This is a genomic window from Tepidanaerobacter sp. EBM-38 (assembly GCA_001896545.1).
Taxonomy (GTDB): domain Bacteria; phylum Bacillota; class Thermosediminibacteria; order Thermosediminibacterales; family Tepidanaerobacteraceae; genus Tepidanaerobacter.
Genome location: MPOT01000065.1, coordinates 1 through 15,398, shown reverse-complemented (window position 1 = coordinate 15,398; position 15,398 = coordinate 1). Strand labels below are relative to the sequence as shown.

Here is a 15,398-nt window from a genome sequence, read left to right as displayed (position 1 = left end):
ACATGCTATCATTTATAGGAACATTGAAACTCAAAAAACACGAGGGGGTTTTTCTATGATGCAAATGGAAGAATGTTTGAAGAAAATAGGTGATGATATATGGTTCACCGAAGTTGACCGCAATAATCTTAAAATTGATTACCGCATAAAGGAAATCATATACCAAGGGAACTCCCCAATTCAGCAGATAATGATACTTGATTCTTACGACTTCGGCCCAATGCTGGTACTGGATGATGCTATTCAAACAACCAGCAATGACGGATATATATACAATGAGATGATTGCTCATGTACCCCTAAATATTCATCCCAACCCAAAAAATGTGCTCATAATCGGCGGCGGCGACTGTGGTGCCGCTAGGGAAGTAACCAAGTATCCCAATGTGGAAAGAATTGACATGGTAGAAATAGATGAAATGGTAGTTCAGACCTGCAGGAAGTATTTGCCGAAAGTGTCGGGAAACCTGTCTGACCCAAGAGTGAATTTTATCTTTGAAGATGGCACCGCCTTTGTAAAGGAGCAGCGGGATTATTTGTATGATGTGATTATCATTGATTCTTCAGATCCTGTCGGACCGGCAGTTAAGCTTTTTGAGCTTGAATTTTACAAAGATATATACCGCAATTTGCGTGAAGATGGATTGATGGTGTGTCAGAGCGAATCTCCCATTTTCTATTCTGAGATGATGGTCAAAATATACAAAAACTTAAACAGTCTTTTCCCCATTGTAAAAACATATATGGCTACGGTACCGACATATCCAGGTGGATTCTGGACCTTCACCATGGGTTCTAAAAAATACTGGAAACCAGATCCCGAAAAATTCGATAAAGATACTCAATATATAAACAAAGAAATTTTGGAAAGCTGTTTTATCCTCCCAAAATTTATAGAAAAACTATTAGATGATAATTGACTGATTAGTCCATTGCTGCGGCACTGCCTGCCTTTAAGAGGCCGAAACAGTGCCGCATTTTTAGTTAAGTGAAAAGTTTTCACGATGATGCAGGCCCACCAGATTTGATACGGGAAATGTAAAAATAATGCCCGTTCCTGGCTCTTTAAGCCTGCCCGCTTCCACTACCTCGTCAAATATCTGCTTGCATTTCTCTTTTTCAGTTAAAATTATGATAATCTCCTTCGAGGACTCGATATGCACATTCAAAAATTTCTTTGCTTCACTTTCTCCTGTACCCCTGCCGTATAATATAGTAGCACCTTGTGCACCTACCTTTTTGGCACGGTTTACCACATAATCGGCTTTGCCCCTTTCCACGATGGCAACAACAGCCATAATTTCAGACATTTTAACCCCTCCTCTTAAATCCTGCTCAATATACCCAGCACCAGCACTGAAATCACCGCTCCCATAGAGGTTAGCCCTATTATTCCAAAGCCGTTGAGCAATGGATCTGAAGTTTCCAGTATTTTTGAAAGGCCTAAGGCAATGGCCATGTTAAGCGGTATATTAACCGGACCGGTAGTAGCGCTGGCTGAGTCTATGGCGATATCGACGAATTCTCTGGGCGCAAAATAGCCTAAAATCATTGCCAAAAGCAGTACGGGAAAAAGAATGGTTTTAGTTGGGATATTATTTAATATCTTTACAATGCCAATACTCATCCCCAGGCCAAATCCTATGCCAACAGCATTTATCAGCACGTTCATCGGTATGGCTCCGGTGGAAATCTCCTCGACTTCCAAAGCAAGTGCCTTAAGACCCGGCTCGACCATTGTTGCAAAAAACCCTACCACAAAGGCAAATATTGCTATTAAGTATTTATTATTCAATACTACAAGGTCTCTCCCTACGGAATCCCCTAAAGGAATCAAGCTAAGGGATATTCCCTTTAAAAACAAATGAAGGCCTATAATACTGAGCAGTGTCCCTAATACCAATGTCTTTATTTCTTCAATAGGTTTCCGCAAAACAATTAACCGAAAAATGCATAAAAATATTACTATCGGCAAAACATTTTTTGCTGTTTCCCAAAAAGCCTTTAATACATCAAAAAAGCTCATCCATATACCAACTCCTCTCGCTTTTTTCAATTTGCTTCTTTTTTTAAATCCCCACACCTTATTATACCTTATATTATCAGGTTATCCATATAATCAGCTTGTGTCAAGTATGTATAGAAAATTGAAACTTCCTTTTGAGCATATTTCTCTTTTATTTTTTTAACTTGGAACTATTTTGCTTGACTTAACGTCTGTATTATGAAAAGGTGTTTTTGAGGAGATGACAAAATGCAAAAATCAAAGCGTTATTTGGCCCTATCTCTTGCAGTAGTGATACTGTTGGTTTTTGGCGCAAGTTTATACATAAATAGGAATAACCCTACTACAGCCGCTCTGGCATCAGAAATCACTATGGAACCTACTAAACAGGACAGCGCAGGCGCTGACTCTGATACAGCATTTATTCTTTCTGCAAAATCTGCTCTAGATCCGAGATTCATCCGCGAAAACCTTTCCGTTGAACCTGCCGTGGATTTTACTGTGGCAAGGGATAGTAAAGATAAGCAAAAGGTGCTTGTAACACCAAAAGCGCCTCTTGAACCGCAAAAAATCTATAAGTTCACCCTGTCTGTCGGCGATGAAACCCCTCTTAAATGGGCGTTTCAGACCAAGGGGGATTTTAAGGTCGTATCTACTCTTCCCCGCCACCAAGCCACCGGTGTGCCCACAAACACCGGAATAGAAATCACCTTCAGCCATCTGAATTTTGACAAGCTGTCAGAGTTTTTTACTATCAGCCCAAATGTCGAGGGAAGTTTTGAGTTACACAAAAAGACAGCCGTATTTGTTCCTAAAAGCTTGGAACCGGACACCCTTTACACCGTTACGATTAAGAAAGGCCTGCCGCTTTCCGCAAGCCGCCAAACCCTTAAAGAAGACTTTACATTTCAGTTTGAAACTCAGGAAGAATCCCAAGATGGTTTAGGTTTTAATTTTCACAAATCCATCAGTGAATTTTCAACTTCTGAAAAACCTATTTTCCAATTTGGCTATTATAGCTGGGACAGCATGCAGTTGCCCAAAAATATAGATTTTACCGTTTACAGATATAAAACTGCAAATGATTATATTAGAGCCCTTCAGGAAAAGCAAAAAATACCTTTCTGGGCATTTCGCAGCCGGCAAACTTATTTAGAAGATGTTTCCAAGCTGCAATCTGTGGCTAAATTCTCAGCACCGGTTATGGATGTTGAATCTACCAAATTTATCGAATTTCCCGAGGTCATGCCTGCCGGTTACTACATAGCTCAGGCTAATGTGCAAAACAACATTCGCCAGATATGGTTTCAAGTTACAGACCTTGCCATCTATGCAGCCGTAGGCAAAAAACAAAACCTTGTCTGGGTAAATGATTTATCATCCGGCAAGCCGGTATCGGGAGCAAAGGTACAGTTCTATGGAAATGGCAAATCATCAACCACTGATGATACGGGGTTGGCTAAGCTGTCCACTTCTAATGATGCCATTGACGGAGTATATGCTGTTGTTTCTAAAGACAATAAGGAAGCAGTAGCCGCTATTTATCCCTACTATCAAATGTATCCTGATACCGAGCTTGAAGATGATTTTGCAAAAGATTACTGGAAATATCTCTATCTTGACAGAACACTGTATAAACCAGATAGTACTGTCAATTTCTGGGGTATTATAAAGCCAAGGGCCGACAAGGCAAAGAATATTAATAAAGTTACGGTATCGCTGCTATCGTCAGAATTACGGGATAACCCTACTATAGACAGCAAAGAAATTCCCTTAGATGATTTTAGTTTCATAGGAAATATGAAGCTTCCCAATTTGACTCCCGGTTATTATTTCCTAGAGGTAAAGTTCGAAGACCTTGTGATTACCTCCAGAGGCTTTGAAGTTGCAACTTACAGCAAACCATCCTACCAGTTGGAAGTGGTTCCCTCAAAAAAAGCCGTATATGTAGGCGATAAGGTTGATTTTCAGGTTAAGGCAGCTTTTTTTGAGGGAACACCTGTACCTGATACCCCTTTGGAATACTATATCCGAAACTATGGAAACGGCAGCACTACTACAGATAGCGAGGGCAATGCCATAATAAGCTTTTCTCCTGAATTCAAACAGGAGCAATACGGCTTTTTGCAGCATTCCTGCCTATTTCTCACTGCTAAGCTGCCGGAAGCCGGGGAAATTGAAACTGAAACTGCTTTATTTGTGTTAAACAATGATATCTGCATTGACGCTTCAGGCGATGTAAAAAATGGTACTGCCGCCATTGGAATAGACATAGACAGGCTTACCATCGATAAGGTAAACAGCGGCCAGGCAGATCCATGGGATGAAGATGCATATAAAAGCGGCCCTGCTGCCAATCACCCGGTAAATGTTCGCATCTACCGGGATGTGTGGGAAAAATACGAGGCAGGAAAATACTATGATTTTATAAATAAAAAGGTGCAAACCAGGTATGAATACGAATACAGCAAGGTCTTGGAATCCGAAACTCAGGTAACCACCGACAAAGAGGGTAAGGCTACCTTTACTTTCCCTGTGAAAAATGAGGAATCCTATAGAGTTGAACTTACCGCCATAGATTTTAAGGGCAATCCTGCCGTATATGAATATACGATTTCAGGAAACGGTAGGCCTAGGATCTACGATTATACATGGTATTACCTGGAAGGCAAAGCCTCATATAAAACCAATGAAGCGGTCGAACTTTCCATGAAGCAGAATGAGTCGCCAATTTCTTCCAGGCCAAATGGTTTCTTGTTCTTTACAGCTCAAAACGGCATACTCGAAAGTCATGTGCAAGATACTGCCGATTTTAATACGGCATTTAAGCAGGAGCTCATTCCTAACTTTTGGGTCAAGGGAGTCTATTTTGACGGCCGAAATTATCATGAGGCATATGAATTTATTGTAATGTATGACAGGACCGAAAAGGCTCTTAACATTGACATTAAGACAGACCAAAAGGAATATAATCCCAAAGATACTGTTAACGTTGAAGTAGAAGTCACCGATAGCAGCGGCAGACCGGTTGAGGCACTGGTGAATTTAAACCTGGTGGATGAGGCGCTCTATGCTCTACGCCAGCAGTATGCGGATATACTAGGTGATATTTATGGCGATATTTATGGTTCAGGCATATATATAACCGGCTTTACTCATGAAACCGCCGATTCGTTGTCGGGTGGTGCTGAAGGCGGCGGCGAGGGAGGTTCTGAACGAAAAGACTTTAAAGATGCAGTGCTATTCAAAACAGTAAGCACCAACAGGCAGGGAAAGGCAAAGTTTTCATTTAAAGTGCCGGATAATCTTACATCTTGGAGGCTTACTTGCCAAGCGGTAACCGATGATCTTTTTGCTGCCACCAAAACTGCACCGGTTATCGTCAAGCTGCCCTTTTTTGTAAGCACAGTTATAAATGACACATATCTAACAGGCGATCAGCCTATGATACCCCTGCGTGCCTTTGGCAACAAACTAAAATCCGGTACATCGGTTGCTTATGAAACAGCGCTTAAAGGCCCGGGAAAAACTATATCCGAGACACTGACTAAAAATGCCTTTGACGCTGCTTATTGGCAGCTGCCGGCTTTACAAAAGGGCAAGTATGACTTGACCGTAACCGGAAAAACTGCGGATGGGCTTACAGACAAGCTGACACTGAGTTTTAATGTTGTAGACAGCCTTGTTACGAAACAGCAAGTTGATTTTTGGCTGATGGAGGAAAACCTTCAAATAAGGGGAGCAGAAAATACACCTACAAGTTTAACATTCACAGATTATGAGCGCAGCCAATACTTAAGAATGCTGCTTAAACTAAGTTGGTCCGATGGCAGCCGCATAGACCAGAAAATCGCACCACTTAAAGCGCAAAGCCTGCTGGAGGAGTATTTCCCGGATTTGAATTTGGCGCTGCCTGGTAAAAGCGGCGAAAATTTGAATCTACTGGAATATCAAACACAGGAAGGCGGCATTGCCGTTTTACCTTATAGTGATCAAGATTTAGAGCTTTCGGCAAAACTTGTTTCACTTTACGGTAGCGTCTTTGACAAATCATCGTTTGCCGATTACTTTTATAAAATTGCAGAAGATCCTAAAGAAAGCCGGGAAAGAAGCATTATTGCTCTATACGGTCTTTCAGCTTTAAACGAACCGGTGCTTACAGAGCTTAAACTTCTGTCAACACAAAAGGACTTGACTGTAAAAGAGCAGCTCTATCTTGCCATGGCCTTTTTGGAAATCGGTGATGAGCCTTCAGCATCTCAGTGGATAAAGAGCATTTTAAAGCAAAATGGAGAAGACCTGAAAACTCAAATGCGGATAAAGTGTGGCCAGGATCAGGATGACATACTGGAGGCTACGGCACTTGCATCAATAGTCTGTGCCGGACTGAATCTGGATGAACAAAACAAGCTTGCAGCCTATGTCTTGGATAACTCAACAAAGGATATCCTTCTTTATGCGGAGCAGTTGATGTTTTTGGAAAAAGCTCTGCCCAGGCTTTCGAAAAACGCCGTAAGTTTTGATTATCGCGTGGACGGTAAAAGCGAAAAGGTAGTGCTTGAACCTCAAGAAACTTTTTGCCTGCTGCTTTCGCCAGAAAAACTTGCTAAACTAAAATTTGAAAATATTAAGGGCAAAGTAGGAATTACCGCTGTTTATCCCGCTGCCTTTGACACTTCTTTAGTATCCATTACTGATGGCGTTAAACTAACACGTAGCTATGAAGCGGTTTCAGGCAGGGCCCAGACTTCTTTTAATGCCGGTGATTTAATAAAGGTAAACATCGCTTATGAGTTCGGCCAGACAGCCCCCGATGGTCCATATATCATAACTGATTTTCTTCCGGCAGGATTAAAGATAGTTGAAAGGCCGCACTATCATGGTGCGGGTAATGATTACACAAGATATCCTGTGCAGGTAGATGGCCAAAAGGTGATATTTGCAGTTTATGAAAAGAAGAATCGGAACTTGAATTACTATGCAAGGGTCATCAATCCCGGAGAATTTGCGGCTGAGCCTGCCATAATACAACATGTGAATAGCGGTGTGGTTTACAGTGTAACTAAAGGGGATAGGATGAGTATTAAATGAAAAAAGTTGCTACACTTTTTATAATTATTTGCCTTGGATTGGTATTGACGGGCATCGTAAGGGAGACGAGAAGGGCAGAAACGCTTCCGACTTTTGCCCCCTCTGCCCCCGCACCAACCCACCCCAACAACTTCTTTGACCCAAGGTATTTTACCCCGGAATACTCAGTCAAAAAAGAGCTTTGGAATGAAAAGATTTGCGGGGCCGTAGTGCCTCATCATCTGCTGGCACACCAAATGATAGCCGATGTCTTTTCAAAAATACAGGATGCACCGCCCAACTTGCTAATTTTGGTGGGGCCAAACCATAAAAACATCGGCTCTCGAATTCTTGTCAGCAGCCTGGGATGGCAGACACCCTTTGGCACTGTGGAGGTAGATAAAGAGGCAGTTGACTATTTGCTGGCCACACATATGGTAAAGCAGGACGATTATGCCTTTAGCACCGAACACTCCATGGGTAACCTCATGCCTTTTGTAAAGTATTATCTGCCAAACACCAAAGTTGTGCCCATCATATGCCACCATGATGTACCAAAAAAGGAGGCAGAACAACTGGCTGAGCACCTTTCTCCCTTGCTCAGAAAAGATGCGGTGATAGTAGCATCTGTCGATTTCTCACACTATCTGGCAAGTCAAGAGGCAGTACAGATGGACTCTGAAACCCTGAAAGCTATAAGGGAAAAAGACTGGGATCGCATTTTTGCCATGGACAACGACCACCTGGACTCTCCTTCGGCTCTGGGCATCCTGTTTTTTGCCATGGAAAACATGGGTATCACTGACTTTACCGTCCTTGACAATACCAACTCAGGTATTTTGCTGGGCAATGATATGATAGAAACTACAAGCTACATGACCATCTTATTTCAAAAATAGATAGAAAAGAGGTATCCTAAATTTAAAAGAATACCTCTTTTTTGATCTTACAGTTCAAGGCCTGCCGCCTTTATCATTTTCTTATCTTCCTCTATATTACTTCCCGATGTAGTTAGGTAATTACCGACCAAGGCGGCATTTATCCCTGCTTTGAATCCTTTAATCTGATGGGATTCAAGAGCCATTCGTCCACCGGCATAACGTATATGAGCATCTGGAAGGATATACCTAAATACAGCCATTGTCTTCAATATTTCAAAAGGTGATAAAATCTGTTTGTCTTGAAGTGGTGTACCTTTTATGGGAGTTAATATATTTATTGGAACAGACTTTACTCCAAGCTCTTTCATCTCAAAAGCCATACTTATCCTGTCCTCAAGGGTTTCTCCCATACCTATGATACCGCCACAGCACACATCAAGGCTCGCTTTCTGCACATTTTTTATGGTGTTTACACGCTCATCATAGGTATGGGTGGTGCATATCCTTGGAAAAAACCACCTACTTGTTTCAAGATTATGATGATAAGTAGTTACACCTACTTTCCTAAGATATACTGCCTGTTCATAGGATATTATGCCATGTGAGGCACATAATTTGAGATTTGTATCTTTTTTAAGCTGCCAATAAATTTCCCCCAGCTTTTTTAATTCATCTTCATTGTGGATGCCTTTACCAGAAGTAACTATTGAGAACCTGACTACTCCTTGGTCTTCCATATCCAATGCCCTTTTCAATATTTCTTCATATTCCAGAAACCCGTGATTATCGATTTTAGTATCATAATGGGCCGATTGGGCACAGAAGCGGCAGTTTTCTGAACATTTGCCTGATTTTCCATTAATGATTGCACATAAATCAACTTTCTTACCCATAAAGTCTTCTCGAATTATATTGGCACCCTCATATAAAGCTTCTAGTGCAATTTCATCATTTTCAGCAATATTTATCATTTTTACAGCTTCAGCAAAATTTATCGTTTCACCTGACAAGATTTTGTCTGTGACTGCTTGAATAAGGCTTTTCAAATATATGACCTCCATGAGGTTTTAATAAATTTAATGAGATTCACCTGCTAAACCTAATTTTCGGAGTGAAGGCACGATTGCCGTAGCTGTAAGGGCGATTATTACACTGTAAATCAAATCAGAAAACACAAATGGGAATAATCCTGCAATTACAGCTGCCTTAAATGACATAGGTTTGCCCAAATAAAAATTCATAATTAAATATAAGTGAATAATACCGCATGAGTACACAATAGACATACCCGCCAAAATGGGGCTTAGTAGGCTGGTCAGTGTGATTTTATCCAATCTTTCTGTAAGTTTGCCTATAATATATGCACAAAGTGAAAAACCTATTATGTAGCCAAATGTCGGTTGGAAAATATACATGGGGCCGCCTCCCTGAGTAAAAACCGGGAAACCCATCAAGCCAACGCCTAAATACAAAAGTTGTGAGCAAAGACCCCGTTTTGCACCCAGCAGAATACCTGAATAAGCACAAAACAAATATTGCAGCGTAAAAGGGACAAGCGGGGTAGGTATTTTGATAAATGCCCCGATTGCCGTAAGTGCGGCAAATAAAGCTATTAAAACCATATCTCTAGTCTTTATGTTCATAAAAATTACCCCTTCCTAGAATATTTTCTCTTATAATACTAAAGGGAGAGGTAATTGTCAACTTAAATTTAGTTTATGGTTGACAATACATGTGGATATTACATGTTGATGTGGCTGTACTTCTTTACACAGCTTAGTATTTAATATTTTCAAGTATTTTGGAATTTTACTAGCCATTTATAGTTACTTGATATGATATAATGGAGACGGTGATTATTATGAAAATTTTTGTAGACGCAGACGGCTGCCCTGTTGTAGATATAGCCATAAAAACAGCTAAATCCTACGATTTGAAAATAGTTGTAGTTAAAAACTTTTCCCATTATTTGGAAGATAATTACGCAACAATTGTTACGGTGGACCAGTCGCCGGACAGTGCAGATTACTATATCGCAAATCACGCTTCAAAAGGCGATATCGTCATAACTCAGGATTATGGTTTAGCAGCAATGGCACTTGCCAAGGAAGCTTTTTGTATCAATCAAAACGGCCTGATAATTTCTTCTGAAAATATCCAGCAGCTGCTTACCCGAAGGCATATCAATAGGGAAATCCGCAGCAGGCACCACAAATACACAAAGTTTAAAAAAAGAGAACCGGAACAAGACGCAAAATTTGAAAGAAATCTTCGGTATTTAATAGAAAAACTCTCTCACTGAAAAGTGTTTCGAAAAGACATTATTGCTTGCTTTGTGCCCTTGATTTTATCCATTCAATGAGCAGAGAAACTAAAGAGGACACAATATAAATTACAACAAAATTTAAACCGGCCTGTAGGAGTATTGGTGGATACGTTTCATTATATAGGTGTGGGAATATAATCCGTGGGATGATTACGCTCCCAAAGTTATTCCTAAGCTTGGTCCTATAGCAAATTTCAATGCTCGTTTTAACATTTTTATCACCTTTTCTTAGCTTATCAAGCAGCAGTTGTTTTGCCTTTTCTCGGTCAAGACTTAATTCTTTTTGATTAGTCAGTTTTGTTATTGTGCATACTTCTTTAATAAACATAATTATCACCTCAAGACAATCATAAGCTAACACTCAAGGTGATAGTCAAGCTGTTTTATTAATCTTTTAATTTTAACTCCATATATCTTGCTCCTTCAATTGGATTATACACATACGATTCAATATCGTAAAATCCCACTGATATACATTATACAGAGAATGCGTCATAAGATTCTTTGCTTCGCTCAGGATGACAGTGCTTTGCTTTTGTAACTTTTACAATTATGCAACAAGTTATTGAAAATTATATTCTTTGCTGTCGCAGTCTTTGATATTGATGCCTTCAAGGACAAAGTGGAAGGTATCTTCCTTTTGAAAGCTTGGTACACAATAGCAACTGTGTAACGGAAGTCCGTGTAAACCGTGGGGCTGAGGCTTTTCGTCTTCCTTTGATGAAATGAAAATTGAAGTGGGACCGTCAGCTCCGCCAATAATGCCAATAGACGCGCTAGATGCTGGCATGAATTTATCATCTGTTATCTCAAGCAACTTGTCAATACTGCTTCCAAACTGCAAATTGTCTCCTTGCGGCAAGGCAGGCTCTATTTCATACATTGACTGCAGAATGTAAAGATTGCGGTTGCCGCTTGCTTCAACGGGAAGTTCTATGAACTCTGCCCCCTGAAAATACAGTATATGCTTTATTCCTGTAATGGGATGATTAAAGCAAAGCTGTTTCTCCTTTTCATCAACTGACATTTCAAAATGTATGTCCAAAGGTATAAATCGTTTAACAGGGTATGTCAGCAGCTTTATTCCGCTTACTTTGTCCATACGTAAAAAGCGCAGCAGCTTTTGAATTTTAGAATCTGCCGGAGGATATGGCACGCAAAAACGTTCACAGGCAAAGCAGGTTCCATCCTTTAAAATCGATGAGTATGCCTTTTGCACAAGTGTCAATTTTTCATCTTGCCCAATCCATGGTATGCTCATAGCGCTGCTAGACGAATATCCGTCTATTACCTGCTTGCCGTTTATCCATATTTCACTTATTGGTATCGCCTGATAAGGATGCTCCTGTTCTAAACAGCGCCGCTGTAAAGGTGTTAATGTTGCTTCAATGTCCACATACTTTTCAAAAAACTTGCGTAGTTTTATTTCATCTAAAATGGTAATAATGTCAAAAACAATACCGCCTGAAAAACGATATACAGCAGGGATGTAGCATTTCGCCCCTTCATATTCAAACTGCCAGTTTGTCCGCTGGCTAAACCCCCAAAACCCTTTACCTTTGCACCATAAACTTGAAGTAAAATATACTTTCATTAATTAACCTCCTGCTCTAATCACGTAGCTGTCAAAAGCGCTAATGTACCAATAACAATAATAATGGTATCTAAGCCCTATAATACATGTCATCATCAGCAAATTGTGTTGCCAAGCGGTCAATGACCGCCCCTACATAGGGTAATGGTTATTATTTCAGGGCGGTTGAAGACTCGAAGTTTTAGAGTGCTGTTGCCCAATCCCCTGCTTACTATCATCTTTGAGTCGCCAAGTTCAAATTCACCCGCATCGTATTTTGGGAAAAATGTGGCGTCAGGGGAAAGCAGTCCGCCTAAAAACGGCAGCCTTACAATTCCTCCGTGAATATGACCTGACAAAACAAGATCTGCACCCCACTGGCTGTATATCTGGAAATACGCCGGGTTATGCGTGAGCAGTATGTTGTATTTTTTTCTTTCACACCCGCCTAATTTTTTTTCAATGCCAGGTACATCTATGGATTTCTCTCCATTATAATTGGAAGAGTATCTTCCCCTGTAAAGGAGAAGCGAAATTTCAAGACCATAAAGATTTATTGAGGCATCGCCTTTTTTTAACTCGACTTTATCATTATCTAATATAATGACACCTAAGTTTCTCAATTCATCCATATAAGAGTCAAACCAGCCAGAGCCTGCTCCTTGCGCCTTAAACTCAGCTATTTGCTCGTGATTCCCTTTTATGTAATACAGTTTAAACTCTTTCACCAGTTCTTTTGCCAAATTATAAAATACCTGTCCGTTATCATTGCCTGAATTTAGCATATCACCAGTTGCCACAATAATGTCAGGGTTTTGAGCTTTGATTTGTTCTATAAGACGTATATTATCCCTTCCAAACTCCTTACTATGCAAATCCGACAATTGTAGTATCTTAAAACCTTCAAATTCCTCGGGGATTTTAGGGGATGTAATAGTATATTCGGTTATTTGTAGGCTGTTAGCTTCAACATAAAGAAACGCAAGAATGCCGATTATTATGCCTGAAACAATTCCGATACGCAATTTACTATATTTGCCTGTAATTTTCATTTTCCTCTCCTGCTGTCAGAATAATAAATCTGTGATATGGTTTTGTTCGTTTTTTGCTTATTTGAATAAAAATTCCCGATTCTATGTTTTTTCATTTTATCTAGCGGCGGATTCGCCTTTTTCGCTTTTAAATGTCGATATCCAAAAGCACCGGACAATGGTCACTTCCCATGACATGTGAGTGAATCTCCACATCCTTTATTTTATCTTTTAATCTTTCGGATACGATGAAATAATCAATTCTCCAACCAATATTCCTTTCTCGCGCATTAAACATATAAGACCACCAAGTATAAGCATCTTTTTTGTCCGGATAAAGATACCTAAAGGCATCGATAAAACCGGAATCGAGCAGCTCTGTCATCTTCTGCCGCTCCTCATCGGTAAAGCCTGCATTTTTTCTGTTGCTTTTAGGGTTTTTTAAATCTATTTCCTGGTGAGCCACGTTTTTATCCCCGCAGCAGATCACCGGTTTTATACCGTCTAACTTTATGAGATATTCTCGAAAATCATCCTCCCATTTCATCCTGTAATCTAAGCGGGTCAGACCTCTTTGAGAATTGGGCACATACACATTTACAAAATAAAAATCCTCAAATTCAAGGGTTATAACCCTGCCCTCCGCATCATGTTCCTCTATATCTATCCCATATGCAACCGATAAGGGACTTATCTTTGTAAAAACTGCTGTTCCGGAATATCCCTTTTTGACCGCATAATTCCAATACTGCTCATAGCCTTCCAGTTCAAGCTCTACTTGCCCCTCTTGCAGTTTTGTTTCTTGTATTGCAAATATATCGGCATCAACCTCTTTGAAATACTCCAAAAAGCCCTTACCTAAACACGCTCTAAGACCGTTGACATTCCATGAAACTGCTTTCACTATAACAAACCTCCAGTTTAGTTTTAAGTTCATATAAGTCAAAAATTTTTTCCACGATATCGCGATATACTGATTATATATTATTTATGGATTCTAATGTAAAAACCCTGTTTTCTCAAATTGATGGTCAACATATAGCGTTTTTATTAAATCTAAAACAATATATTGACATTTCTGGGCTAAAATTAACTTTCTACGGTAGAATCTTTCTTAAGATATTGCTTTAATCCATCTTTTTAAATTATACCGTACAGTGCAGAAGCTGCAATCATAAAATCCTGAATAATTAAGAAATGATTCCATTATAAAAACACCTTCCGGGATTGTGTTTGATAACCTCGGAAGGTGTTTAAAATTTTACAAAATTTACAGGTTGGCAGCTTGCTTGTGATCGAGATGTTTTAGCATATCTTCGTTAAGTTCTGCAAGCGGTATTGTATAATCTGTATAGCCGTCATTCATAACTACAAGGCAGGGATCGCCTTCAACGCCGAGTCTTTTAGCCATGCTTTTGCCTTTATATACATCGATTTTGTTGAGTTTGATTTCCGGATTTTCTTTAGCAAATTTCTCTACAATAGCTAATTTCTCTCGGCTTACTGCATCAGTAGGGTCATAGCACATAACAAGCTGCATACCTGTGTATTCTTTGAATTCCCTCTGAAAAACATTGGTTTCTTCAATATATCTTTCAACCATGTAGCCTGCTACGGCTCCATCCCCTACAGCCGTTGCAACTTGACGCAGAGATTTTTCACGCACATCTCCTACCGCATAGACCCCGGGAATATTTGTCTGCATGTTTTCATCGGTAATTATATAGCCCCGCTCATTCATATCTACTATACCGCGGAAAATCTCGGTATTCGGCAGGTAACCGATGAATAAGAAACAACCATCGACTTTAACTGGAATCTTCTCTCCGGTTTTTATGTTTTTCAGCATTACCTTTTCCAGCTGTTCTTCGCCTACAAATTCATCTACTACGCTATTCCAGATAAAGCTCAGCTTTTCATTTTTCATAGCCTGCTCCTGGGCTACTTTATTGGCGTCCATGATTCCCTCATCGTGAATTACCGAGATATATATTTTTTTGGCAAACCTTGAAAGGAAAATCGCCTCTTCAATAGCCGCATCGCCGCTGCCCACTACAAGAACCTCTTTATCTGTGTAATAAGCTGCATCGCAGGTTGCGCAAAATGATATGCCGCGACCGAATAAAAACTTATCCTCTCCCCTTGCACCGGTAAGTCTGGGTTTGCCGCCTGTGGCAATAACCACTGCTTTTGCATGATAATCAGTGCGAAGGGTTTTTACTATTTTAGTATCGCCACTTAAATCCACCTGCCGCACATCAGCAAGCTTTGTCTTGACATTAAATTTTTTCATCTGGCTTTCAAAAAGTTTCATAAGACCTTCCCCGTTGATGCCTTCAGGGAAACCCGGATAGTTTTCTATTTCGTTAGTATAAGTTGCAAGACCTCCCATAAGCGTCTTTTCAATAAGCAGCGTGGAAAGCCTGGCTCGTCCGGCATATATCGCTGCCGTCATGCCTGCTGCTCCGCCTCCGATGACTATGACATCATAATTTTCAACTTTTTTGTCCGGC

Annotated in this window: 13 protein-coding genes and 1 pseudogene; 4 read left to right on the top strand and 10 right to left on the bottom strand. The window is 40.1% G+C overall.

What is annotated here, in order from left to right; genetic code table 11:
* Nucleotides 1–55 precede the first annotated feature (55 nt).
* Complete coding sequence (gene speE, locus BUC45_RS07590) at nt 56–919, top strand: polyamine aminopropyltransferase (protein ID WP_296971366.1); 864 nt, start codon at nt 56–58, stop codon at nt 917–919.
* 60 nt (nt 920–979) lie between these two features.
* Here the strand turns inward: speE and BUC45_RS07585 are convergent, their stop codons facing one another.
* A complete protein-coding gene (locus tag BUC45_RS07585) occupies nt 980–1,309 on the bottom strand; it encodes a P-II family nitrogen regulator (RefSeq protein ID WP_296971365.1) in 330 nt (109 codons plus the stop codon).
* A 14-nt stretch (nt 1,310–1,323) separates the two neighbouring features.
* Nucleotides 1,324–2,055: a DUF1538 domain-containing protein gene (locus BUC45_RS07580; RefSeq protein WP_296971364.1), complete on the bottom strand. Its 732-nt coding sequence runs from the start codon at nt 2,053–2,055 to the stop codon at nt 1,324–1,326.
* 198 nt (nt 2,056–2,253) lie between these two features.
* Between BUC45_RS07580 and BUC45_RS07575 the strand changes: the two genes are divergently transcribed.
* On the top strand, nt 2,254–7,095 hold the full coding sequence (locus BUC45_RS07575; RefSeq protein ID WP_296971362.1) for an Ig-like domain-containing protein: 4,842 nt from the start codon (nt 2,254–2,256) through the stop codon (nt 7,093–7,095).
* A complete protein-coding gene (gene amrB, locus BUC45_RS07570; protein WP_296971360.1) occupies nt 7,092–7,973 on the top strand; it encodes an AmmeMemoRadiSam system protein B in 882 nt (293 codons plus the stop codon). Before BUC45_RS07575 ends, amrB begins: the two co-directional genes overlap by 4 nt.
* 47 nt (nt 7,974–8,020) lie before the next feature.
* On the opposite strand, the gene bioB is transcribed toward amrB, so the two are convergent.
* Nucleotides 8,021–9,016, bottom strand: coding sequence for a biotin synthase BioB (gene bioB, locus BUC45_RS07565; RefSeq protein WP_366749939.1), 996 nt, complete (start codon nt 9,014–9,016; stop codon nt 8,021–8,023).
* Nucleotides 9,017–9,031: 15 nt separating this feature from the next.
* Entirely contained in the window at nt 9,032–9,598 is a 567-nt protein-coding gene (locus BUC45_RS07560; RefSeq protein ID WP_296971357.1) for a biotin transporter BioY, read from the bottom strand.
* Nucleotides 9,599–9,816: 218 nt separating this feature from the next.
* Here BUC45_RS07560 and BUC45_RS07555 point away from each other — a divergent pair, with 218 nt between their 5' ends.
* Entirely contained in the window at nt 9,817–10,257 is a 441-nt protein-coding gene (locus BUC45_RS07555) for a YaiI/YqxD family protein (protein WP_296971355.1), read from the top strand.
* 19 nt (nt 10,258–10,276) lie between these two features.
* On the opposite strand, the gene BUC45_RS07550 is transcribed toward BUC45_RS07555, so the two are convergent.
* The 6 genes and pseudogenes from BUC45_RS07550 to trxB all read right to left on the bottom strand — a co-directional run.
* Nucleotides 10,277–10,609: a hypothetical protein gene (locus tag BUC45_RS07550; RefSeq protein ID WP_296971353.1), complete on the bottom strand. Its 333-nt coding sequence runs from the start codon at nt 10,607–10,609 to the stop codon at nt 10,277–10,279.
* Nucleotides 10,610–10,667: 58 nt separating this feature from the next.
* Nucleotides 10,668–10,745 (bottom strand): annotated as a pseudogene (locus BUC45_RS12005) (GNAT family N-acetyltransferase); the annotation flags it as partial.
* 98 nt (nt 10,746–10,843) lie between these two features.
* Nucleotides 10,844–11,875 carry a Na+-transporting methylmalonyl-CoA/oxaloacetate decarboxylase subunit beta gene (locus BUC45_RS07545; protein ID WP_296971350.1) on the bottom strand — a complete coding sequence of 344 codons (1,032 nt, stop codon included), beginning with the start codon at nt 11,873–11,875 and terminating at the stop codon, nt 10,844–10,846.
* Nucleotides 11,876–11,994: 119 nt separating this feature from the next.
* The gene (locus BUC45_RS07540) at nt 11,995–12,906 is read right to left on the bottom strand and encodes a metallophosphoesterase (protein WP_296971348.1); all 912 of its coding nucleotides are present in this window, start codon (nt 12,904–12,906) and stop codon (nt 11,995–11,997) included.
* Nucleotides 12,907–13,033: 127 nt separating this feature from the next.
* Entirely contained in the window at nt 13,034–13,789 is a 756-nt protein-coding gene (locus BUC45_RS07535; RefSeq protein ID WP_296971347.1) for an exodeoxyribonuclease III, read from the bottom strand.
* A gap of 366 nt (nt 13,790–14,155) precedes the next feature.
* Nucleotides 14,156–15,398: thioredoxin-disulfide reductase (trxB, locus tag BUC45_RS07530; RefSeq protein ID WP_296971345.1), on the bottom strand; the 1,243-nt coding region annotated here is incomplete at its 5' end.

Coding starts and splice junctions, on each gene's coding strand:
- BUC45_RS07540 (WP_296971348.1), bottom strand. CDS start 12,906: ATGAAAATTACAGGCAAATATAGTAAATTGCGTATCGGAATTGTTTCA.
- BUC45_RS07555 (WP_296971355.1), top strand. CDS start 9,817: ATGAAAATTTTTGTAGACGCAGACGGCTGCCCTGTTGTAGATATAGCC.
- BUC45_RS07575 (WP_296971362.1), top strand. CDS start 2,254: ATGCAAAAATCAAAGCGTTATTTGGCCCTATCTCTTGCAGTAGTGATA.
- bioB (WP_366749939.1), bottom strand. CDS start 9,016: ATGGAGGTCATATATTTGAAAAGCCTTATTCAAGCAGTCACAGACAAA.
- BUC45_RS07545 (WP_296971350.1), bottom strand. CDS start 11,875: ATGAAAGTATATTTTACTTCAAGTTTATGGTGCAAAGGTAAAGGGTTT.
- speE (WP_296971366.1), top strand. CDS start 56: ATGATGCAAATGGAAGAATGTTTGAAGAAAATAGGTGATGATATATGG.
- BUC45_RS07585 (WP_296971365.1), bottom strand. CDS start 1,309: ATGTCTGAAATTATGGCTGTTGTTGCCATCGTGGAAAGGGGCAAAGCC.
- BUC45_RS07560 (WP_296971357.1), bottom strand. CDS start 9,598: ATGAACATAAAGACTAGAGATATGGTTTTAATAGCTTTATTTGCCGCA.
- BUC45_RS07550 (WP_296971353.1), bottom strand. CDS start 10,609: ATGTTTATTAAAGAAGTATGCACAATAACAAAACTGACTAATCAAAAA.
- amrB (WP_296971360.1), top strand. CDS start 7,092: ATGAAAAAAGTTGCTACACTTTTTATAATTATTTGCCTTGGATTGGTA.